This window comes from Salinimicrobium marinum, assembly GCF_014651535.1.
Classification (GTDB): Bacteria; Bacteroidota; Bacteroidia; order Flavobacteriales; family Flavobacteriaceae; genus Salinimicrobium; species Salinimicrobium marinum.
On sequence record NZ_BMXB01000003.1, the window covers coordinates 102,548 to 125,616 of the forward strand.

The following is a 23,069-nucleotide window of genomic DNA, read 5'->3' on the forward strand; positions in this document are numbered from 1 at the left end:
TGCTGTAATGTTACGATTTTTCGGGAAGAGTTGAAAGTGCTAATCTAAAGTTTAGCGGGAGTGTGCTGAAAATCAGAAGGAATACTTTGATTCCGATAATAAAAAATGATTATAAAAAGAAAAGTGTTCAGCAAAATCTGATTTTCACTGAACACCGCTAATATCAGAAATTTACATTTTATCCCAATTCCAAGGCAATTTCCATCATGCCTTTAAAGGTTGTTTCCCTCTCTTCGGCAGTAGTTCTTTCCCCTGTTACCAGCGAGTCAGAAATTGTTAAGAGAGACAGCGCATTGACATTATGTTTTGCTGCAATGGTGTATAAACCCGATGTCTCCATCTCCACGCAAAGCACCTTAAAATTTGACCAATTTTGATAAAAATCAAATTCATCTGAATAGAATTCATCACTGGAAAGAACATTGCCCGCTTTTACCGGAATTCCTTTTTCCTTTGCTGCTTCCACCGCCTGCATGAATAGATCAAAATCTGCGGTGGGGGCAAAATCTGCTCCGTTAAACCTTGCACGGTTTACCCCGGAGGTAGAAGATGCAGCCATGGCAATGACAATGTCCCGCAATTTTATGTCTTTTTGATAAGAACCTGCACTTCCCACACGAATTAGGTTTTTTACATCGTAATCTGTGATCAGTTCGTGGGCGTAAATGGAAATTGAGGGAACGCCCATTCCGGTTCCCTGAACCGAAATTCTTTTTCCCCTGTAGGTTCCGGTATATCCAAACATGTTCCGGACCTTATTATAGCAAATTACATCCTCAAGATAGGTTTCGGCAATCCATTTTGCCCTTAATGGATCTCCAGGTAATAACACGGTTTCCGCTATTTCTCCTTTTTTTGCTTCTATATGAATGCTCATTTATTTAATTCTTTTACTATTGATATTCCAGATGAAGTCCCGATTCTATCCACACCGAGCTCTATATAATTTAAGGCAGTATCCAGGTTTTTAATTCCGCCCGAAGCTTTGATCTTTGCCTGCCCTTCCACAGCGTCTTTCATTATTTTAACATGGTCTTTCTCTGCACCTCCGGTTCCAAAGCCGGTAGAGGTTTTTACAAAATCGGCCTTGGCCTTTACAGCTAATTTGGAGGCAATGGTGATTTCTTCCCGGGTTAGATAACAGGTTTCGATGATAACTTTGAGCACATTGGAGCCTATGCCTTCCTTCACACCTCTGATTTCCTGCTCTACCAGGTCGAAATTTTTAGACTTTAATGCTCCCACATTGATTACCATATCAATTTCTGTAGCGCCATCTTTTACAGCTTGTTTTGCCTCAAAAACCTTTGCTTCCCTGGACATGGAGCCCAATGGAAATCCAACTACCGAACACACTTTGACATCACTGCCAGAAAGCTCCTCCTTTACAAGCGGCACAAAACAGCTGTTGACACAAACAGAGAAAAAATTATATTCTTTAGCTTCTGAACATAATTCCCTAACATCAGACGCTGTAGCCGTGGCTTTTAACAGCGTGTGGTCAATATATTTGTTTATTTCTATCATTGAATAATTTTATAAAATTAAAACTTATTTCTTCTGAATATTTGTATCTGCAAAACCTGAGTCCTGCTTTACATTTTCCTTCACCAAAGATACTCAATCAAGATTTTCTTTTATAAAAAAACCGGCTCTTGTTTGGGAGCCGGTTGTAACTCTTTTAAAGGTTGCTATTTATAAAACATCGAGTTTCAGCATACAGCTTTTCATCATTTCATAGGTGCGGTGAATGTCATTGTCCAATCCTATGGAGAACCTGATTAATCCGTCGCTCAAGCCCATTTCTTTTTGTTCTTCTTCAGGAATTTCAGATGAAGTAGAGCTTCCGGGGGCACTGAATAAGGTTTTGTAAAAACCTAAACTTACAGCAAGATATCCGAGGTTGTTTTCCTGCATCATCTCCATTAATGCATTTGCTTTGTCAATAGAACCGGCATCTATGGTCAGCATTCCGCCGAAACCATATTCTTCATTCATCATAGCTTTGTAAAGCTCGTGGCTTGGATGAGATTTTAATCCCGGATAAACCGTTTTTAGGCCATCGGCTTCAAATTTTTCAGCTAAATAGAGTGCGTTTTTGCTGTGTTGCTTGATCCGGATATGTAGTGTGCGAAGATTTTTAAGGATAGATGCAGCACGCAGGCTGTCCATCGTTGGCCCAAGCAGCATACTGGCACCATCGTTAACACTTCTAAGGGAATTGATGAACTCCTGACTTCCACAGGTTACTCCGCCAACGGTATCGCTGCTTCCGTTGATGAATTTAGTCAAACTATGAATGACCACATCGGCGCCCAATTTTCCAGGTGATATCGCCAAAGGTGAAAAGGTGTTATCTACCACCAGTTGCAGGTTATGCTTCTTTGCAATTCTGGAAAGCGCTTCAATATCTGCTACTTCTAAAAGAGGATTACTCACTGCTTCACAATACAAAACTTTTGTCTCGGAAGTAACGGCAGCTTCCACTTTTTCAAGGTTTGTAATATCAACAAATGAAGTGCTGATGTTTAAACGTGGCGCAAAATTCTTCAGAAATGCATAGGTTCCGCCGTAAATCGTTCTGCTGGAAACAATATGATCGCCGCTTTGGCAAAGCTGCAATAGTACAGGAGTAATGGCGCCCATCCCGCTGGCAGCAACATTGGCAGCTTCGGTTCCTTCCATGGCAGCCAAAGCCTCGCCAAGGTAAAGATTGGAAGGGGAAGAATGTCGTGAATATAAATAACAACCTTCGGCATTTCCTTCAAAGGTGTCGAACATGGTTTTTGCTGAAAGGAACGTGTAAGTGGAGGAATCTGAAATACTGGGATTCACTCCGCCAAATTCTCCAAAATATTGTAGATCCTGGATCTGGTCTGCGGGATTGAATTTCATAATGATGAGGTTTAATGTATATTTCAAAATAAAAGGAAATAAGAATGAAATTCAAGAGATGTGGATTTATTCAGATTAATAATCTATTTATAATATCATTGGTAGAATTATTTTCTGATACATTTGTTTTAATCAGAATTTTATAGAAAAATTTACAGATGAACCTCGATCAGACAGATAAAAAACTGCTTCAGTTATTACAGGCAGAAAGTAAACGGACCAACAAAGATTTAGCGAACCGACTTAATTTGTCGGTTACTGCGGTGTACGAAAGAATTCGGAAACTGGAAAAAGCGGGAGTGATCTCTAAATATGTTGCCCTGGTAGCTCCAGATAAGGTGGAGAAATCTTTCCTTGCCTTTTGTCAGATCAAACTGGTGCAGCACACCAAAACCAACGTAGTTGATTTTGAATCAGAGGTCACCAAACTTACAGAAGTACTGGAATGTTTTCACGTGAGTGGGGAGTACGATTATATTTTAAAGGTGATGGTGAAGGATATGCAGGCGTACCGCGAATTCATGCTTAACAAATTAACTGCCCTCAAACATATTGGAAGTACGCAAAGTACTTTTGTGATTAGTCCGGTGAAAAGTACGACTGCTTTAATTCTGTAAATTTTAGGGGGCTGCTATTTCTGAAGGATGTAAAATCATAAAATCCTGGAAAATTTCTTTTTCCTAAATTGTAAACCAAACAAGGAGTTATGAAACAGTTTAAGGTACTAGGAATAATTTTAATGCTGATTTTCGCCTTTCCGAAGCAGGGGCTGGGTCAGGAGTTGACTACAATCATGGTAAGGGCGCATAGTAAAGATGCCAAGTTTATTGGAACTTCCATTGGTGGTGCAAAAGTTTTTGTCAGAGATGCTGTGTCAGGAGAAATTCTTGCGGAAGGGATGACTCAGGGAAGTACAGGAGATACAGAAAGGATCATGCAGGAACCGCAAAGCCGCAAAAAACAATTAACCGATGAAAATACAGCCGGATTCCTGGCCGAACTGCAGATAGAAGAACCCACTTTTGTGACCGTGGAAGTGATTGCTCCTTTTAGTAAAAAGCAGGCGAGTATAATTTCCAGCACCCAATTATGGGTAATCCCCGGAAAAAATATTTCAGGTGACGGGATTGTACTGGAAGTGCCGGGTTTTGTGGTGGACATCCTGTCGCCTCAGACCCATGAGAGGATTCCGGCAGGTAATGAAGTGGAGATCAAAGCAAATGTGGTGATGATGTGTGGTTGCCCCATAACAGAAGACGGAATCTGGGATTCCAGTCAGTATGAGGTAAAAGCACTAATTTCTGAAAATGGAAAAACATCCACATCTGTTGATCTTCAAATTCAGGAGAAGCCCAGTACTTTTTCAGGAAAAGCAAATCTTTCAGCAGGAAATTATGAGATCACAGTCTATGCTTTTGATCCGGAAACCGGAAATACGGGTGTGGATAAAACCAACATACTTCTTCAGTAAAGGAATTCACTTTTATTTTCCGCTTTTATACTAATTGTTCTTTGTATAGAATAGTCGTACTTTTGTTATCCTTAGAAAAATTTCAACTAAAAATCAATAATTATGAGCAAATATGATGTTGCAGTTATAGGTTCTGGCCCCGGTGGATACGTGGCAGCCATTCGCTGCGCACAACTGGGAATGAAAACTGCAATCATTGAAAAATACTCAACACTTGGAGGTACCTGCTTGAATGTAGGCTGTATCCCAAGTAAGGCTTTACTCGATTCTTCGCACCATTACGATGATGCGGTGAGGCATTTTGAAGAACACGGAATTGAAATTCCCGGGGATGTAAAGATCAATCTGGAGAAAATGATGGAACGTAAATCCGCCGTGGTCAGCCAAACGATTGACGGAATTGGTTTCCTGATGAAAAAGAACAAAATAGATGTCTATGAAGGAATTGGATCCTTTAAGGACGCGACCCACATTACTATAGACAAAACTGAAGGCGATTCTGAAACCATTGAGGCTAAGAATACCATTATTGCCACGGGTTCAAAACCGGCTTCTCTTCCGTTTATCGAAATTGACAAAGAACGGATCATAACTTCTACCGAAGCTTTGAAGCTGAAAGAGATTCCGAAGCATATGATCGTTATTGGAGGTGGAGTCATCGGACTGGAATTGGGTCAGGTATATAAGCGTTTGGGTGCAGAAGTTTCTGTAGTCGAATATCTCGACCGAATCATTCCAACCATGGACAGCGCACTTTCCAAAGAACTTACCAAGGTGCTTAAAAAGCAGGGCGTGAAATTTTATACCTCGCACAAAGTAGGTGGTGTGGAACGCAAAGGAGATGAAGTGGTAATTACAGCAGAAGATAAAAAAGGAAAATCGGTTGAATTTAAGGGAGATTATTGTCTTGTTTCTGTAGGTCGAAAACCTTACACCGACGGATTAAATGCTGATGCAGCCGGAGTAAAGATCGATGACCGCGGAAGGGTAGAAGTGAACGAGCACCTGCAAACGAGCGTGAAAAATATTTACGCTATTGGAGATGTGGTTAAAGGAACTATGTTGGCTCATAAAGCTGAAGAAGAGGGGACTTTTGTAGCAGAAACCATTGCAGGTCAAAAACCGCATATCGATTATAATTTAATTCCGGGGGTTGTTTATACCTGGCCTGAAGTAGCAGCAGTTGGAAAAACGGAAGAGCAACTTAAGGAAGAAGGAATTAAATACAAAGAAGGAAAATTCCCAATGAGAGCTCTTGGACGTTCCAGGGCAAGTGGAGATATCGACGGATTCGTAAAGATCCTGGCCGACGAAAAAACCGATGAAGTTCTTGGAGTCCACATGGTAGGAGCCAGGGTAGCCGATCTTATTGCTGAAGCTGTTACTGCAATGGAATTCAGAGCCTCTGCAGAGGATATATCAAGAATGAGCCATGCGCATCCAACCTATGCCGAAGCTGTGAAAGAAGCTGCACTTGCTGCTACAGATAACAGACCTTTGCATATTTAGCTTTTTTTAAAGCGGAAAATAGAAAAAGCCTGAAAAAATAAATTTTTCAGGCTTTTTAATTTTGGGAGTAATTCCAATTTTCCAAATCTTAAAACTTTAGAAAAGCTGTTTAAACAGCAGGATTCTTCTTTTTAAAGCAAGTTCATTTTCGCATCCAAACTTTCACTACATTTATCCCATAAATCTGTAACAATCAGAAAAATGCCAAAAGAAAAATCTCCATCGAAAAATTCAGCTAAGAAAGAGGCTGTACTGAGTTTAAAAGAAAAGCGTGCTGCCAAAGCTGCTAAGAAAAAAACAAGAACTTAATAAACTTTTATTCTATTTCAATAGAGTAGGAGGCATCAAATTTTTTAGAAGGCATTAATTCAATAATGCCTTCTTTTGTTTTCAGGTCCTTCTTTGTTCCTTCCACATCTGCAATACCCAGCCACGGCTCAATACATACAAAAGGAGCTTTTGGCTTAGCCCAAACCCCAAGATTATTGAAATCTTCATAACGCACTGTAAGGATAGCACCCGATTTTTTGCTTTTCAGGGTCACTTTTTTAGAAAGAATATCTTTAAAGATCAATGCATCATGATCAAATAAATTGCGGTGAAGCTGAATTTTATCGTCATTTTTTATCACCACAGCAGTTTTATGGCTAACGAGTCCGTTTTCAGATAGGAGATAGGTGTTCAGATCCTGCTTTTGATCGAATTCCAGATAATAATCTTCATAGGTTTCTCCTTCGTAAAGGGGTGCATTGAATGCAGGATGTCCACCCAAAGAAAAGTAAAGTGGCTTTTCATCCAGATTCCGGATTTCGTGACTTACGGCAAGTATATTGTTATTTAAGAAAAAGCTTACCTCAAACTGAAATTTGAACGGATATATTTTTAAGGATTCTTCAGAATATTCGAACTGAAAGGATAATTTATTGTCCGTCTTTTCTATTAACCGGATGTTTTCATTGTGCCTGATAAAACCGTGTTTGGGCATGGAATATTTTTCTGAATTATAGTAGTAGCTACCTTCTTTTAATACTCCAATCACCGGAAAGAGATTGGGGGCATGGCTGCTCCATATTTCCGGATCTGCCTGCCAGATATATTCTGTACCAGATCTTACATTTTTGATGCTACATAATTCAGCACCACCGGGTTTCACTCCTACACTCAGAAGCTGGTTTTCGATTGTATACATGCGTCAGTTTCGGGTTGGTTTATTCTTCTGCAGGGGTTAACGGCATCTTAAAGGTAAAGCAGGTATTTTCATCTGTAGATCTTACGTGTAGCTTACCATCATGGGCGTGCGCAATTTCCGAAGCTATATATAATCCAAGGCCCAGGCCTTGTTTACCAGGTCTTACTTCATCCCGGTAGAAGGGTCGAAAAAGATGTTTAATGGCCTCCTCGGGTATTTTTTCGCCTCCATTGGTAACAGAAATACTAAATTCTCCATCTTCGGCGTATGCTTCTACCTCAATGGGTTCTTCCTGAGAGCCATGTGTGGTAGCATTGGTAAGTAAATTGGACAGCAATTGGGCAACCCGTTCTTTGTCACAATTAACTTCTTCCTTCAAATCGATATTTACATTTATTTCCCGATTTGACTCTACGGTATTTACTTCATTGACCACCTGGGTGAGGATTTTCTCGAGACTTCCGTTATTCATCTGCCGGTTTATGATAATTCCCTCTCCCAGTTTACCCCTCGCAAAATCAAGCATATTATCAATGAGGCCTTCCATCCTGAAGTTCGTGGCTTTAATGGTCTTTGCCTGCTTTAGCGTCATTTCCTCTTTTGAAGTTTTGAGAAGGATCTCGGCACTCATTTTTGTGGTGGCAATAGGATTACGCAGATCATGTCCTAAAATGGCAATAAATTGCTCCCGTAGCTGTGAATGAAGCTTTTCATCTTCAAGTTTGGAGTTGGCAGACTTCATGTCTTCTATTGCCTGTAAGTGATAGGAAAGGAGATCTGCAAAAAGTTTAAACATTCCTATGATCTCTGGAGTATTTACTTTTGCTGGCTTGGGATCAATAGCGCATAAAGTGCCAAAGAAACTTCCATCTTTTCTTATGATGGGCACAGAAACGTAACTCTGAAAACCATACAGTGCAGGAGTAGGATGACCGCAGAATTCCGGATCTTCCTTCACATGGTCTATAATAATGGCCTTGTTGTTTTGTCTTACTTCGCGACAAATGGTGGTTTCTACCTTTAATTCATCCCCCTTTTTAACTCCAAAGGAGATATTATCTTTTGCAGTGCAGGTGATCCAACGGTCTTCTGTAACACGCGCGACAGCAGCAAAACCCATACCTGTTGTATGGCAAACAACATCCAGTAATTGAGATACAATTGGTATATTATTGACAGCTTCAATATCTGCCGAAAAATTATTTTCCCGGGTAATTTTATTTATTTTAGACACAGAATTTCTTGAGGTATATTTCACAAAGGCTGGAAATATAAAAAAATTATCTGAAGAAGCAAATGCCTGAAAGTTAAAATCCGGGATCGACAAACGCTGTCAATGCCGGATTTTGAGAATACATGGAAGTAATAATTTTCGACAGCTATTCCAGTTTTGCCAGTTTTAGGATTTTTCCATTATCTTCATCTGTAAGTACATAAACAGATCCATCTGGAGCCTGTTCCACATCTCTAATGCGTACACCTAAAGGAATACGCTCTACTTCCTCTGCCTGTTGTCCGTTTACATCAACCCTTACCAGCCCTGTACTTGTAAGTCCGCCAATAAGAGCATCTTGTTGCCATTCCGGATATGTGTTGCCGGTATAAAAGATCATTCCCGAAGGAGAGATGGTGGGTGTCCAGACGATCTCTGCATCTGCAAAATCAGGTTTTGTATCTGGATCGGGAATATCTGTTCCGTCATAGTTTTTCCCCCAACTCACTGTTGGCCATCCGTAATTCTTTCCGGCTTCCGGCTGATTAAACTCATCGCCTCCCAAAGGACCCATTTCGGCAACCCACAAAAGGTTCGAATTTGGATCTATAGCTGCGGCTTCAATGTTTCTGTGGCCGTAAGACCATATTTCGTCTTTTGCATCTGCCTGACCGGTAAAAGGATTGTCCTGTGGTACAGAGCCATCAGGAGTAATTCGTACAATGGTTCCCAAATGATTGGAAAGATCCTGAGCAGGATCAAACTTAAATCTTTCGGCTAAAGTCAGATAAAGATTTCCGTCGTTCGTAAAAATAATTCGGCCTCCAAAATGATTTGGACCCTCTACTTTAGGTTCCATCCTGAAAATTACCTCGAAATCTGTCAGTTCATTTCCTGAAAGAACCCCGCGTCCCAAAGCGGTGGATGCGGTGCTGTCCTTTCCCGGTTCAGAAAATGAAAGATATACATAATTGTTTTGATCAAAATCGGGATGTAAAGCTACATCGAGCATTCCGCCCTGTCCAACAGCAAAAACTTCCGGAGTTCCCTGAAGGGGCTCAGAAAGATTTTCGTTTTCATCAAAAATGCGTAAAGTCCCGGCACGTTCCGTAACCAACAGCCTGTTATCGGGAAGAAACACCATTCCCCAGGGATGGTCAAGTCCTTCGGCTAAAACCTGTATTTCAATAGTACCGGCTTCTGTTTCAACAGTGGGCTTTTGCGCAAAAGAGGAGAAGGTGAAGAATAATAATGTCATCACAGCCGCTACATAAGACCTGCTGTAATATTTAAGAGTAGAATTTTTCTGATTCATAACGTAGAGATTTTTCTTTTTCTCTAATTTACAATCATAATTAATTGAATGCAAGTGCCTTAGTAAACACTTAACTTTTAGCAATTGTAAATTCCAGTCTCCTGTCTATCGTCTAAAGCATTCCAACTATTTTACTTCTAAACTACTATATCCCTGTCCGTTCCTTGTTAATCGAATTTGTGTAGCTATGCGCTCTTTCAAAGAATCCACATGGCTAATAATTCCAATGGTTTTTGAAGATTCGGCCTGGAGTTTTTCCAGCGTATCCAGCGTCTGATCCAAAGTTTCGGGGTCGAGTGTTCCAAAGCCTTCATCTATAAAAAGGCTGTTTATTTCCACATTTTTAGAAGCAAGATCTGATAAAGCCAAAGCCATGGATAAACTGAGGATAAAAGTTTCCCCGCCCGAAAGAGTTTTTACCGAACGTCGTTGTCCGCCCATGTGTTCGTCTATCGCTACGAGTCCGTCGTCTTCCTCTTCTTCGGGTTTATCGATGTGGTAACGGTCGCTGAGGTCTTTAAGGCGTACGTTGGCGAGTTGGAGTAACTGACTCAGACTCAGATCCTGCGCGAAATCGTTGAAATTCTTTCCTTTAGAATCCCCAATAAGCTCATTTAGCAGTCGCCATCTTTTGGTCAGCTTCTCTTTTTCGGCAATTTCAGATTTTAATTCTGTGAGGCGCTCCAGGTCTTCATCGTGATTTTTGATGATGCGGTGGATTTCCTTGCACTCGTCGCTGATATTCTGAAATTGTTCCCTTTGCGCCTTCAGCTCCTGTACGACAGCCTCCCTATCTTTTTTCACGTCCATCTTTCTGAAGGTTTCCAGCTGTTCATTCAGGATTTTTTGAGAAGCAACCGTATTGTCAATTTGCTTTCGAACAGTTTCCCGTTCAGATCGCAGCGCATTACATTCTGCATCTGGAATAACCACTTTAAAAGCATCCTCAATAGCTTCAAACCCTTGCCGGATAACTTTGGGAGAAAGTGCAGCTTCTAAGTTTGATTTTGCTGCCTCTTTTTCTTCCAGTGCTTTGCTCAGTTCCTGGTTTTTCGAGAATAAACTCTTTTTTTCCTCATGATTACCTATCCATCGATTCTGAAGCTGCTGACTATCATGAAAAATATCATCTCCTTTATATAACCTGTCAAGTTTTTGCTTTAGATCCTTCCCTTCCTGCAGGATCTCTATAAGTTTTTCCAGCGCAGGAATTCCTGCAGAAATCTCCGCCGCTGTTTTTTGCCCTTTTTCGTACTGCTCTAATTGGTGAAGCTGATTTTCGAAAGAGTTGCAATTATTTTCCCATTCGGCACTGGTTTCGGCTTGAGGCAGTGCTGCATATTTTTCTGAAAACTGCAGTTTTTCATGTCCCGCTTTGTTTTCTGCTTCTTTCAGGTTTTTCTCGAGCTCTTGCAGGCGCTCCTGGAAGTTTTTATAATTCAGGGCTGCAGTGTTTAGTTTCCGGTTCCATTCCTGCAATTCTTTCTCAATTTTGCTTATTTCACGCTCTAAAAAATCATTTTTTTCGGGTAAATCTTCGGCAAAAGGATGTTCCAGGGAACCACAAAGAGGACAGGCTTCCCCATTTTTTAAATTTAGCCGGTGTTCCTCCAGGCTAGCTCGAAGTAGCTGATTTTCTTTCTTTAAATGGAGGATTTCAAGCCGGCTTTTCAAATTTCCGATAGTATTTTCTGCTTTTTCTATCTCTTCCGGAAGTATTTTGAGCTTTGGCGTAATAATTTCTTTCTCCGCAGCCAGTTTTTCTATTTCTTCTGAAGTTCTTTCGATACTGAAGAAATCCCGCGTGGCTTCCCGGGCAAGTTTTAAATGCTTCTGAATTTTCTCTTTTTCTTTTTTGGGATGCTGAAGGTCCAGCGCTTTAAGCTCGGTGCTCAAAATTGCCAAATTTTGGCCTGCTTCTGTTTTCAGCTCCTTCAATTCCTGCAGACTTTCCGGGAGGTCTTTCTCATTGAGCTGAAATGAAACTTCTCTTAATTCCGACAAAAACTGATTCTTCTGATAAGAATATTCGTTTAATTTTTCCTTTTTCTGCTCCTGTAGCACCTGAATTTTCCTGGTAAATGCCTGCAGTTTATCTGAAAGATCTTCAGCAGTAACTTCCGCATGAATAAAGGTCGATATTTTACTTTTTAGAGCATCGGCTTTTTGAAGATTTTCCTGCTGCTTTTCCCGAATGTTTTTTATTTCTTCTTTTAGCCTGAAAACTTCCTTTTTCAGCTGATTCCACTCCCTTAGATCAGCAGAAAAATCCTGAACCTTTTCATGTTGTTTCAATGGAAATCCGTGCTCTTTTTCAAAGGTGTTCAGACGCTGCAAAGCTTCAGTTTTTTGAGTTTCCAGCCGGAAAATTTCCTTTTTCTGTTTTTCAATAGTATCCTTAAGTTCCAGAGCTTTATTTAGCGCGTCTATGTCCTTCTGAAAATTCTCGCAGGCACTGGTTTTCTTCTGAAACTGCTCTTTGTGGTTTTTCAGGATTTCTTCCTCCAGCAATTTCTGCTGAATAAGCTTAATTTCATGCTGCTGTTCCTGGATATCCTGGTTTACTGCACGATTTTTTTCAAATGCCTTAATTCCGAGTTTCCGGTAAATTCCGGTGCCGGTGATCTTTTCGAGTAATTCGCCGCGCTCTTCTTTTTTAGCTTTTAAAAATTGAGCGAATTCTCCCTGCGCCAATAAAACAGATTTTATGAACTGATTGTAATTTAATCCTATTAACTCCTCATTTTTTCCCGGAATATCAGATTTTTTTACGTCCAGGATCTTTCCCGAAGCTTCCTCCAGGATCTCCATTTCATAATCTCTCAGGTTATCATTTCTGTTAGTAGAAATACTCCACTGGGAGCGAAAAATACCGTTTTTACATTGATAAGTAACAGCCGCCACCGCTTCCTTTTGGTTTCGGGTGAGGATGGCACCTTTAGAAAGGATCTCATTTTTCGTAATTTTTCCCAGTCGGGGCACATGATTGAACAACGCCAGGGAAATCACATCCAGGATAGTACTTTTTCCACTTCCTGTGGGTCCCGTAATGGCGAACAGGGAACTGGAGGTAAACGGCGCCTCTGTGAAATCAATCTTGTGGCTGCCCTTCAGGGAATTAATATTTTGAAATTCTATTTTTAGGATCTTCATTTTTCTTCGGTTTCACTGTTCTCAACTTCTTCCAATAACTCGTCAAAGGCGGCAAGAAGCTCATTCCTGGTTTCCTGGTCGTATTGATGTTCATCTACAAGCTTCGAAAAAACCTCTTTGGGTTTTAAATCTTCCAGCTGCTGCGAATTTTTATAAAGATCACCGGCAGATTTTACCTGATTTTTAAAGGTGGCCCTGTGTTTCACAATTTCAAAACCAGGGGTTTTAAAATTTGTGACCAGCTCGTCAAGTAAATAAATTTTTGTTGCGTCGTAATTTTCTTCTTTCAGTTCCACTTCAATTAAAGAATCAAGGTTCTGATGAGTTTCCAGAGCATCCAGCTTAAAGTGTAATTCCTCCACAGTTCCCGAGATTTTCAATAATTTTCGAAAGGAGGGCACAGGTATACTTTCCGGAATCCAGCCATTTTCAGGATCTATAAGCAGCACGCGTTTATTATCTTTTCTTTCGCTGAACGAGAGCTGAAGCGGAGATCCGCTATAGTAAGTTGGCACGGCAGCAGAGACTTTTTGCGGTTTATGGATATGGCCGAGGGCGATGTAACTAAAGTATTCTCCAAACTGAAGCGCATTAAATGCCGCCTGATTCCCAATCTGGATGTCTCTTTCACTTTCTGAAGTTTCAGAACCTGCAGCAAATAAATGTCCCATTGCAAGTGCCGGTAAAGCCGGGTATTGTTTTTGGCAAATATCTGCTGCCTGTGCAAAGATCCCCTGAATGCCTCTCCTGATGGCTTCCAGCCGATCGTCGTACGTGTAACCATCTTTGGCGCCCCGCAAATCTGAATCCCGCAAATAGGGTAGTGCTGCGATTACCAGCGCTGGTTTTCCGTCTTTATCAGTTATAGGGATAATTACATCTTCCAGATTTTCCGGTAAACCTCCAATGACATGCATATCCAGTTCCCGAAGGATTTCCCTGGGTGCATCCAACATCCCCGGGGAATCGTGGTTGCCTCCGGTAAGGATGATTTTGCAGTCCAGTTTCCGCAGTTCCATGAGGGCCTTGTAATATTGTTTCCGCCCTTCCGAGGAAGGATTGGCAAGATCAAAAACATCTCCTGAGACAAGCAGGACGTCAACTTTTTCCTTTTCAATAGTACCGGAGAGCCAGTGAATAAAGAGCTCAAAATCCTTGGAAAGATCATGTTTATGTAATTTCTTGCCAATATGCCAGTCGGCGGTATGGAGGATTTTCATGATAATAGTTTAATGCTGTGGAAATGCTTTTGCAGGTCCCGAAATTAAGAAAAAAGCAATAGAATAACTCCTGCTTTTCTATTTTCAAAGATACTTTTACAATGGGACAAAGGCTGCCGTTTCTTTTATTTTGTAGAGATAATTTTATTTGTTTTTGAAGTGTACATGAGGTGAAAACCTCAAGATTAGCAGCTTTTTTAAAAAAATATGATTTCCATCATATTTTAGGGAAGCGAGGTATCCCATCTTTACCTGCTTAAACCAATTCGAGATGCAAACACTATCACCACATAATTTTCATATACCTGTGATGGGTATTGCGTTTACCATTGATTCGCCTCTTAAAGTGGCTCATTTCGGGATTACCTCTGCCTTATCGATCATTGAGGATAATCTTATCGAAGCAATGCGTAAATATTATTATCAACAGAACGAGGAAGCTTACATTCCTATCACCACAAAAGAAAAAGATTTCAGGTCCCGGCGAATTACAGATTACCTTAACTTAATTAACCGGAATGTACAGGGAAAGGTAGAACAGCTGAAAAATTCAGCTTTTGAAGCAGGATCAGACCTTGTAAAATATTTCGAAATGCTTCCGGAGAACCACGGCTTAAAGGAGAAATTTCGGGATTTGATGCATTTGACAGATGAAACTGAAAAAAAATCTTTGGAAAACTTACTTCGGAAGGAAGTAAAACCCGGAGCTATCGAGGTAAACATTATGACCAAGGTAGATAAGACCAATCTGGATAAAGCCGGAAATCCGATCGAAAACGGATCGGATGCACTGGAGGCCCTAAAAGGGTACGCCCAGAGTAATTTAGATAATTCGGCCGTGATATTTTCAGCAGGAATGAATCCGAGGCTATACAATTACCTGGAGAATTTCAGGGAATTTGATGCTACCGGCTGGGGAGATTTCAGGAAAAAAGTAGTTATAAAAGTCAGTGATTACAGATCTGCACTTATCCAGGGGAAATATTTAGCTAAAAAAGGTATTTGGGTGAGTGAATTCAGAATTGAATCGGGTCTTAATTGTGGAGGTCATGCCTTTGCCACCCAGGGATTGTTGCTGGGTCCTATTCTTGAAGAATTCAGAAAGAAAAAAGAAGAACTGGCAGAAAGCCTTTTTGATCTTTATAATCCTGCAATCGCAGAGAAGGGGCTGGAAACCTTTGAAAAGCCTCACCCTATTAGAATTACGGTGCAGGGCGGGATTGGTACTTTTGAAGAAGCAGATTTCCTGCAGTCCCGCTACGGGATAGACAGTACAGGCTGGGGTACCCCGTTCTTATTGTGTCCAGAAGCTACTACAGTAGAGGAGGAAACGCTTCAATTGCTTAGCATAGCAAAGGAAGAAGATGTGGTGCTGAGTAAAAATTCACCTTTGGGTGTACCTTTTAATTTCCTGAAGGGGACCAGTTCTGAAAAAGAAAAACTGGATCGTATCGACCGTGGAATTCCAGGAAGTCCCTGTACAGAAAAGTACCTGGTTTCCAATACCGAATTTACCAAAGAACCTATTTGTACCGCTTCTCGAAAATATCAGAAATTAAAACTAAAGCAACTGGAAACCGCAAATTTACCGGAAGATGATTACAAAAAAGAAGTGGATGATCTGCTCGCAAAAGAATGTCTTTGTATTGGATTGAGCAACTCGGCTGCAGTGGAATATAAAGAACCATTCCTGAAGAAACTAACCGCTGTAACTATTTGTCCGGGGCCAAACATTTCCAATTTCTCGAAGGTCGCTTCTCTCAAAGAAATGACCGATCATATTTACGGACGTATTAGTTTGCTCACTAATCCCCAGCGACCGCACATGTTTATAAGGGAGCTGGAGCTTTATATGGATTATTTCAGGAAGCAGGTGAAGGAGCTGCGGAATCCCGATAAGAAGGCACTGAGGACCAACACTTCTTTCCTTAACAGTCTCCTGGAAGGGATTGGGTATTACAGAGATTTGGCAGCAAGTTATGCTTTTCCAAATCGTTTCGAAGAATCGCTGAACAAGGCAGAAAAGGAGTTGGAGGAGTTATCTTCAAACCTGCAGGTTACCGCCTGATCTTTGGCAGATAAAAAAAGTACAAAACACCTTTTAAAACAAAAAAGCTGACTAAAGAGCACTTTTTACGTCAACCTACCCTGAACCTGTTTCAGGTCAGGATCATAGAAATCAAAACAATAAGATTCTGAATTAAGTTTCAGAATAAGGATTTAAAGCTTTTTAGACAGCCTCTTTTTTAGAAACAAAGAAGAGGCTGAATAAAAAGTTGATTTGTACGTCTACCTGTTAATTAGGCTTTAATATTCTAAGAAATAGAACATTTTAATCCCTGGTGTATTGGGATCAAAGGACGTTTTATGGAGTATTTTATACAGCCTCAATCCTCATTAATTAATTTCTACGCATTTGTTGCTGAATTTTTTCTATGGCGTTTTCTATGGATTTATCTGGTTCTATAATATTATTTTCTCCCCAAAAAGCCATGTCATTAAATCCGGAAGCATCATCTGCCATGACTACTCTTTCATTAATAAAGGAATCATCTCTTTTAACTTTACCATCAGGATTTCTTTCCCAGTCAGTAACGGCCATTTCACTGTTCACTGTGTAACGGGAGTTGAATAATTTCCGTTTCCAGTTTATTACGAATTCCAGTTCGGCACGTCCATAGCCATAATACCATTTGCCATTCTGTTCGCGGTAATTTACTTCATAATTCACATTAACGGGATAGGCCTTCGTGCCGCCTGGCTTTTTCTTTACAAAAAGATTGGCTGCGGCTTTCCGATCATCTACATTAAGGTTAAAATCTGCTTTAACAAGAGTCAGGGTTTCGGCATCAATAAACAGTTTTCCGAAATACCATGGTTCCCCCTGATATAGTTCACGAAAATCTACTACGTAAAGATATTTGTTGTTGATCCTGGCTGGGTCATCAAATTCAAATTCGTAATTATCAAGTTCATCCCTGTTGAAAATGAACTGCGGATTTTTCATCAGGTCTATGTGCAGTGTATTGAAAGGGCCACCTCTAAGTTTCAGGGCAAGGGTATCCAGTCTTTCATAATCGGCACTTTTGCGGGATTTGATTAGGGAAATTTCATCCTTAGCCCAGGAGTCGTATGGTTTCTTGTGTATCTCAACTACTGCTTCAGAAAGGGAGACATTTCTGCTGCCTTTTTTAATGGTTTCCCTGTAAAAAGCCTTCATCTGTGTGTCTTCAGTAAAATAATTATCACCTCTTTTACTGAGTACCTCACGCACAAGGGATTTAGCATCAGTAGCACTAAAAATGCTTACTTCAGATAGTTCTTCAACCGATTCCTGCATCTCAATGACGGTGTTACCTTCCTTAAAATAACTGAGGGCGAGTTTTTGTCCTGCGTATCCCATTGCAGAAACCGTCACTGTAGTCTCGAAAATGTCTTCAGGTACCTTGAGGGAAAAATCCCCTTCAGAATTGGTGACCGTAGTAATATTGGTTCCGTCTACAGAAAGATAAGCAGAAGAAATCGCTCTGCTACTGTTTTGATCGACTACTTTTCCTTTATAGGTGTCATATCCTGTAGTCTCTGTTTCCTGGTAAAAAGCGGTTGCACTATGAGGACCTAACCCCATAAGAATAAGGAGTAAGGTAATTAGGGCCCTTCCTCCGGTAACGTTCAGTTTTGTTTCCATAATGAAAAAATTATGTTAATCAATAAAATACATTCTTCCTAAGATACTGAATTTAAGTGAATTGTGGATATCTTCAAAAGTTAAATATTCGAGCTTAGGCCAGTAGCTGCAGTGGGTGTAAGGAAATCTGTACAGCTTTTAAGGAGATGCATTTTTCAGGCTTCTGAAGAGTACACCAAACAGGGAGTTTTTCATTATGTTTCCTAAGAAACAACTGATGTTTTTACTAAAGGAATTTGATGAAGAATTTGTAAATATTAATCTATTTTATCCTAATTTAATTCTTCCCACCACTTTGTGAAATTCTGATCATCACTTTTTAAATAAACTTTTTCGCCTATTCTTGGTGTGAGTAACTGAAAGTAATCGTTTCTATGCAAAGTGCTGATAGTTTTAAGGGGTGCATCCCAGGAATGATTGGCAAGTGCGAATTTTGAATTGTGCACCGGCAGCAACCTTTTTGTCCGTAGATCTTTTGCAGCCTGCAAAGTTTCTTCTGGCATCATATGGATATATTTCCAGTGCCTGTTGTATTGTCCGTTTTCCAACAGCGCGAGGTCAAAAGGACCGAATTTCTTACCTATTTCTTTAAAATGATCATCATATCCGCTATCCCCGCCAAGAAACATTTTATAAGAGGGAGTTTGTAAGACGAAGGAGGTCCAAAGCACGCCATTCCGCTTAAACCCTCTTCCGGAAAAATGTCTGGCAGGAGCTGTATTTACCTTAATACCATCTTCCAAAATAACTTCTTCATTCCAGTCTTTTTCGGTAATTATTGCCGGATTAAATCCCCAGGCTTCCAAATGTTCCCCCGTTCCCAATCCGGTGATGATCTTCTTTATTTTTGGCTTTATTTTCATGATGGTATCATAATCCAGATGATCCCAATGATCATGAGTAAGAAAGAGAATATCTATTTCGGGAATATCTTCTGCCTTATAATTATTTGTTCCCTTAAAAGCCCTGGCGCTAAAAGCAACCGGCGAGGCGTGACCGCTAAAAACTGGATCTACCAGTATTTTTTTTCCGTCAACCTGAAAAAAATAAGAGGAATGTCCAAACCATACCAGGACTTCTTCCTGTGGGTTCAGGTTCTGTAAATCCGTTTTTATAGTAGGAATTTCTTTTGACGGAGTGGAACGTTTATCTTTTTCAAACAGAAATTTTTTCAGGACTGTAAAATAATTAGCTCCTTCTGTAAAGGAAGGGGTGTCACTAAGATTCTGAAACTGGCCGTTCCTGTAATTGGGAGAATTTTCCACTTTATTTTTTCTTTCTCCCGAAGGTGCTTTGCCAAACTTAGACTGCTTCATAAAAGCATATCCTCCGATACCAAGAATTGTCAGAACAGGAATTGAAATATACATAAGATTTTATATAGGTGAATGAGTTAGGCTCAAAAAGTAAATCTTTTTGCAGAGAATCAATCTTATAGAAGTGATAAAATCATCCTGATCTAGTTCGAAGCTTGCGATCTGAATATGTAAATTATTTTAGTGAAGATAAAATGACAAAGATGTTATGATATCAGCCATGCGAGGGGGTGGGCCAAGATTTGAAACCTAATTGTTAACGCTCCTTTAACAAAAGATAATAAAGAATTGTAATATTTTCACATTTTGAAATTTACAGATAGATTTCGTATAAAAATATCCTAAAACCTGTGTTTTTTGAGGTATTATTCATGTCATATATGGTCAATAGACATCAATAATAGCTTTATTTTTGAATCTTTCTATTCCTAAATTAAAAGTCGACCCATATTCCTATGAGGAAATATACCCACAAGCTACCTTCTGAATCTCCCAATCAGAAAGAATTAGCAGATGAAGTAAGAATTGTTGCGATTGGTGCAAGTGCAGGAGGATTGGAAGCTCTTAAAGCTTTTTTTGAAGGTGCCCCTAAAGAAGATACTAATGCCTATGTGGTAATTCAGCACCTTTCTCCCGATTATAAAAGTATGATGGGGGAATTGCTGAAAAAAAGCACCGGTTTACCTATCGTGGAAGTTTCAGAAGGACTGGAAGTTCTACCGGGACATGTGTATCTCATTCCTCCGGTAAATAACCTCATTTTACAGGACGGTTTCCTTCACCTTACCGAAAAACCAAAAAATCAATCCCTGAATTTGCCTATTGATATGTTCTTTGAATCTTTGGCAAAGACCAGGAAAGAAATGGCTATAGGAGTAATCCTTAGTGGCACCGGTAGTGATGGTACACGTGGAGCACGAGCCATTAAAGAATATGACGGGATGGTAATGGTGCAGGATCCATTGCAGGCACAGTTTGACGGCATGCTTAGGAGTGCCATTAATACAGGACTTGTGGATTACGTACTTCCTGTTGAACAAATGGGCACAGAGATTAAGAATTTCATAACAGCCCCCGAATTTCCGTTTGAACTTGGGGATGAGGAAAGTGAGCAGACAGAATTAATGAAGATCCTTACATATGTAGATGAAACTACAGGTCTGGATTTTCGAGAATATAAGAAATCCACTTTGGCCAGACGGGTTGCCAGAAGGGTAAAGGTTTGCAAATGCAGTTCCCTTTCAGAATATTACACTCATTTAAAAACTGAAAAGGAAGAAGTTGATATTCTTTATCACGAATTTCTTATCGGGGTCACCAAATTTTTCAGGGATAGCAATGTGTGGAATATTTTACGTGATAAAGTAATTCCCGAAATTGTTAGAAATAAAAAGAACGGAGAAGTCCTGAAGGTATGGGACGTGGCCTGCAGCACCGGGGAAGAGGCCTACTCGTTTGCTATGTGTATTAGCGAAGAAATTGAGCGCCAGGGTAAAACCATAGAACTCAAAATATTTGCAACAGATATTTCGGAAAGACACCTGGAAACGGGTAGCGCCGGGATATATCCCGAAAGTATTGCTGCCGATGTGCCACATGAGCTGCTAATCAAATATTTTATTAGTCACCCCAGGAGTTATAAGGTGGTGGAAAAGCTTCGCAACTCTGTGGTTTTCTCCCGTCATAATATTATCAAGAATCCGCCTTTTAGTAACATGGATCTTGTGGTATGTAGAAACCTGCTTATATATTTTGAACCTGCTATTCAGAAAAAAGCATTGCACATGCTGCATTATGCTTTAAAGAAGGACGGTGTTCTGGTTCTGGGAACCAGTGAGACGGTGCAGACAAAAAAGGAAGATTTCTATGAAATTGACCGGAAATGGAAAATCTACCGGAACATTGCTCCCAGTACCCGGCTAAATTCGGGGGTTTCACCGATCCGGGCGAATCATCTTATAGAAAACCGAGCCTACAGAGAGAGCCGACCAGCCAGAACTAACACTACTCAAACAAGCCCTTTAAAAAATAAACTTCGGGATGAACTGCATGAAAGTATCCTGGAGCAATTTGGAGGGGCCAGCGTTTTTATAGATTCAGATTTTAATATTCTTGAAGCGCTTGGGGAGTTCAGGAAATATGCAACTTTACCTACTCATGGGTTTTCGATCAACCTTCTGGATATGATGGGGGATGATCTTAAATACATTCTTCAAAATACGCTGCGAAAGGCTAATAAGCAGAATGATAAAATTTACTATAAAAATGCTGTTTTTCAACATGAGGGAGAACCAAAAGCTGTAGATATTATTGTAAAGCCTTACAAGCAAAGAAAACTGGATGCAGAAAACACATTCGTGGTAACTTTTATTGAAAAAGAGCTCAACCTTGATGATGTAAAAAGCGTTGACAACATAACCATTACGAACCATACCAGGGAATATGTTTCAAATCTTGAGGAAGAACTAAAGCAGACGAAAGAAGATTTACAAACCTCTCTCGAGGAAATTGAAACCAGTAATGAAGAGTTGCAGGCAGCCAATGAAGAGTTGCTTGCTTCCAATGAAGAGCTGCAAAGCACCAACGAGGAGCTGCAAAGTGTCAATGAGGAGATCAATACGGTAAATGCAGAGAATATCCAAAAAATGGAAGACCTCGAAGCTTTAAATGCCGACATGAATAACCTTTTGGAGAGTACACAGATTGGTACTATTTTCCTTGATTCGTCGCTTTGTATAAGAAAATTCACCCCGGCAATTACCCGACATTTTAGTTTTATTAATTCTGATATTGGAAGACCAATTACTCATTTTACGAGCAACATAGGTAAAAATAATCTCCTTAGGCGTTGTGAGAAAGTTCTCAATACAGGTGAAGTGCTGGAAAGAGTGATTACTTCAAAGGAAGGCGGGCACTATTTAAGAAGAATTTCTCCTTATATAGATTCAAAAGACGAGATAAAAGGTGTTGTGATCACTTTTATTGATGTGGAAACACTACAGAAATCCAGGGAGAAATTATTGGCCAGCGAGAAACGCTATAAGTCATTTTACGAGGAAGACCCGGTAATGCATATAAGTGTGGATCCTAAAAGTTCACTCATTGTTCATTGTAATGCAATTGCCGTCACATCTTTGGGGTACGAATTTAAAGATGAACTTATTGGTATGCCAATTTTTGACCTTTATAGCGAAGAAGGGCAGATCAGAGCCATAAAGAACAACAAAACATTTCAGAAAACTGGAGAACTGGTGAATCTGGAGCAGAGTTTAAAAACCAAGTCGGGAGAAATTCTTCCGGTCATCTTAAATGCAATTGCAGAAAGGGATGAGCAGGATAGTATTATTACGATTCGATATACCTGCGTAGATATTTCGGCTCAGAAAAAGGCAGAAAAGCAGTTAAAGCGTCAAAAAGCAGATCTGGAAAGAGCCAACAGGGATCTTGAGCAGTTTGTTTCTATTTGTTCCCATGATCTTCAGGAACCGCTTTCTACTATTAAATTCGGAAGTGATGTACTGGGGAAAATTTATTCCAGTCAATTGGATGAAAAGGGGAAGGATTATATTTCTTACATAAAAAACGCTTCCAACAGACTTTCCTCCCAGATCAAAGCTTTACTGGAGCATTCACGTATAGGTCGTAATGGGGATAAGACGCTTGTGGATACCCAGGAGCTGGTGGAGATCGTTAAATATGATCTTGGAAAAAGTATCAGGGATACCGAAGCCAAAATCCATGCAAATGAACTTCCGAAGATATCTGGTTATGAAGTGGAACTACGACTTTTGTTTCAGAACCTTATAAGTAACGCCATAAAATATACTCCCCAGGAACGGAATCCGGTGATACGCATTTCGGCTTATAAAGAAGAAGAGTACTGGGTGTTTTCTATTGTAGACAACGGTGTGGGAATTTCCAAGGAGAACCTTAAAAACATTTTTACCATTTTTAACCGTGTAAATAAGGATGATGAGAAAGACGGTACCGGAGTCGGACTCGCACATGTTGAAAAAATCGTGCTGTTACATGACGGGAACATTTGGGTAGATTCACAGGAAGGGGTTGGGAGTACTTTCTATTTTAAACTTAAAGCATAG

The 23,069-nt window shown here is 40.1% G+C and carries 15 protein-coding genes; 5 read left to right on the forward strand and 10 right to left on the reverse strand.

Features of this window, described 5'->3' with window-relative positions; all coding sequences use genetic code 11:
• Positions 1-178 precede the first annotated feature (178 nt).
• From deoD to IE056_RS06945, 3 genes are all read right to left on the reverse strand, one after another.
• Positions 179-877 carry a purine-nucleoside phosphorylase gene (gene deoD / locus IE056_RS06935; RefSeq protein ID WP_189603975.1) on the reverse strand — a complete coding sequence of 233 codons (699 nt, stop codon included), beginning with the start codon at positions 875-877 and terminating at the stop codon, positions 179-181.
• Positions 874-1,524, reverse strand: coding sequence for a deoxyribose-phosphate aldolase (gene deoC, locus IE056_RS06940; RefSeq protein WP_189604070.1), 651 nt, complete (start codon positions 1,522-1,524; stop codon positions 874-876). Before deoC ends, deoD begins: the two co-directional genes overlap by 4 nt.
• A gap of 171 nt (positions 1,525-1,695) precedes the next feature.
• Complete coding sequence (locus IE056_RS06945) at positions 1,696-2,895, reverse strand: aminotransferase class I/II-fold pyridoxal phosphate-dependent enzyme (protein WP_189603976.1); 1,200 nt, start codon at positions 2,893-2,895, stop codon at positions 1,696-1,698.
• A 158-nt stretch (positions 2,896-3,053) separates the two neighbouring features.
• Between IE056_RS06945 and IE056_RS06950 the strand changes: the two genes are divergently transcribed.
• The 3 genes from IE056_RS06950 to lpdA all read left to right on the forward strand — a co-directional run bounded on the left by IE056_RS06950 (position 3,054) and on the right by lpdA (position 5,875).
• Entirely contained in the window at positions 3,054-3,512 is a 459-nt protein-coding gene (locus IE056_RS06950; protein ID WP_189603977.1) for an Lrp/AsnC family transcriptional regulator, read from the forward strand.
• Positions 3,513-3,601: 89 nt separating this feature from the next.
• On the forward strand, positions 3,602-4,366 hold the full coding sequence (locus IE056_RS06955; RefSeq protein WP_229793681.1) for a hypothetical protein: 765 nt from the start codon (positions 3,602-3,604) through the stop codon (positions 4,364-4,366).
• Positions 4,367-4,468: 102 nt separating this feature from the next.
• Positions 4,469-5,875, forward strand: coding sequence for a dihydrolipoyl dehydrogenase (gene lpdA / locus IE056_RS06960; RefSeq protein WP_189603978.1), 1,407 nt, complete (start codon positions 4,469-4,471; stop codon positions 5,873-5,875).
• A 316-nt stretch (positions 5,876-6,191) separates the two neighbouring features.
• Here the strand turns inward: lpdA and IE056_RS06965 are convergent, their stop codons facing one another.
• The 5 genes from IE056_RS06965 to IE056_RS06985 all read right to left on the reverse strand — a co-directional run bounded on the left by IE056_RS06965 (position 6,192) and on the right by IE056_RS06985 (position 13,965).
• Positions 6,192-7,064, reverse strand: coding sequence for an aldose 1-epimerase family protein (locus IE056_RS06965; protein WP_189603979.1), 873 nt, complete (start codon positions 7,062-7,064; stop codon positions 6,192-6,194).
• 19 nt (positions 7,065-7,083) lie between these two features.
• Positions 7,084-8,298 (reverse strand): GAF domain-containing sensor histidine kinase, encoded by a 1,215-nt coding sequence (locus IE056_RS06970; RefSeq protein WP_229793682.1) that lies wholly within the window; start codon positions 8,296-8,298, stop codon positions 7,084-7,086.
• 145 nt (positions 8,299-8,443) lie between these two features.
• The gene (locus IE056_RS06975) at positions 8,444-9,592 is read right to left on the reverse strand and encodes a PQQ-dependent sugar dehydrogenase (protein ID WP_229793683.1); all 1,149 of its coding nucleotides are present in this window, start codon (positions 9,590-9,592) and stop codon (positions 8,444-8,446) included.
• A gap of 126 nt (positions 9,593-9,718) precedes the next feature.
• The gene (locus IE056_RS06980) at positions 9,719-12,745 is read right to left on the reverse strand and encodes an SbcC/MukB-like Walker B domain-containing protein (protein ID WP_189603980.1); all 3,027 of its coding nucleotides are present in this window, start codon (positions 12,743-12,745) and stop codon (positions 9,719-9,721) included.
• A complete protein-coding gene (locus IE056_RS06985) occupies positions 12,742-13,965 on the reverse strand; it encodes an exonuclease SbcCD subunit D C-terminal domain-containing protein (RefSeq protein ID WP_189603981.1) in 1,224 nt (407 codons plus the stop codon). The genes IE056_RS06980 and IE056_RS06985 overlap by 4 nt, the downstream gene beginning before the upstream one ends.
• Before the next feature lie 271 nt (positions 13,966-14,236).
• On the opposite strand from IE056_RS06985, the gene IE056_RS06990 reads away from it, so the two are divergent.
• The gene (locus IE056_RS06990) at positions 14,237-16,033 is read left to right on the forward strand and encodes a hypothetical protein (RefSeq protein ID WP_189603982.1); all 1,797 of its coding nucleotides are present in this window, start codon (positions 14,237-14,239) and stop codon (positions 16,031-16,033) included.
• 333 nt (positions 16,034-16,366) lie between these two features.
• Here IE056_RS06990 and IE056_RS06995 read toward each other — a convergent pair whose 3' ends face one another.
• Positions 16,367-17,653: a carboxypeptidase-like regulatory domain-containing protein gene (locus IE056_RS06995; RefSeq protein WP_229793684.1), complete on the reverse strand. Its 1,287-nt coding sequence runs from the start codon at positions 17,651-17,653 to the stop codon at positions 16,367-16,369.
• A 272-nt stretch (positions 17,654-17,925) separates the two neighbouring features.
• Positions 17,926-19,023: an MBL fold metallo-hydrolase gene (locus IE056_RS07000; protein WP_189603983.1), complete on the reverse strand. Its 1,098-nt coding sequence runs from the start codon at positions 19,021-19,023 to the stop codon at positions 17,926-17,928.
• A gap of 401 nt (positions 19,024-19,424) precedes the next feature.
• Here IE056_RS07000 and IE056_RS07005 point away from each other — a divergent pair, with 401 nt between their 5' ends.
• Entirely contained in the window at positions 19,425-23,069 is a 3,645-nt protein-coding gene (locus IE056_RS07005; protein ID WP_189603984.1) for a CheR family methyltransferase, read from the forward strand.

Excerpts from the sequence above, each read along its gene's own strand:
- IE056_RS06980 (WP_189603980.1), bottom strand. The coding sequence starts at position 12,745 with ATGAAGATCCTAAAAATAGAATTTCAAAATATTAATTCCCTGAAGGGC.
- IE056_RS06985 (WP_189603981.1), bottom strand. The coding sequence starts at position 13,965 with ATGAAAATCCTCCATACCGCCGACTGGCATATTGGCAAGAAATTACAT.
- IE056_RS07005 (WP_189603984.1), top strand. The coding sequence starts at position 19,425 with ATGAGGAAATATACCCACAAGCTACCTTCTGAATCTCCCAATCAGAAA.
- IE056_RS07000 (WP_189603983.1), bottom strand. The coding sequence starts at position 19,023 with ATGTATATTTCAATTCCTGTTCTGACAATTCTTGGTATCGGAGGATAT.
- IE056_RS06995 (WP_229793684.1), bottom strand. The coding sequence starts at position 17,653 with ATGGAAACAAAACTGAACGTTACCGGAGGAAGGGCCCTAATTACCTTA.
- IE056_RS06945 (WP_189603976.1), bottom strand. The coding sequence starts at position 2,895 with ATGAAATTCAATCCCGCAGACCAGATCCAGGATCTACAATATTTTGGA.
- IE056_RS06990 (WP_189603982.1), top strand. The coding sequence starts at position 14,237 with ATGCAAACACTATCACCACATAATTTTCATATACCTGTGATGGGTATT.
- IE056_RS06950 (WP_189603977.1), top strand. The coding sequence starts at position 3,054 with ATGAACCTCGATCAGACAGATAAAAAACTGCTTCAGTTATTACAGGCA.
- IE056_RS06955 (WP_229793681.1), top strand. The coding sequence starts at position 3,602 with ATGAAACAGTTTAAGGTACTAGGAATAATTTTAATGCTGATTTTCGCC.
- deoD (WP_189603975.1), bottom strand. The coding sequence starts at position 877 with ATGAGCATTCATATAGAAGCAAAAAAAGGAGAAATAGCGGAAACCGTG.
- lpdA (WP_189603978.1), top strand. The coding sequence starts at position 4,469 with ATGAGCAAATATGATGTTGCAGTTATAGGTTCTGGCCCCGGTGGATAC.
- IE056_RS06975 (WP_229793683.1), bottom strand. The coding sequence starts at position 9,592 with ATGAATCAGAAAAATTCTACTCTTAAATATTACAGCAGGTCTTATGTA.
- IE056_RS06965 (WP_189603979.1), bottom strand. The coding sequence starts at position 7,064 with ATGTATACAATCGAAAACCAGCTTCTGAGTGTAGGAGTGAAACCCGGT.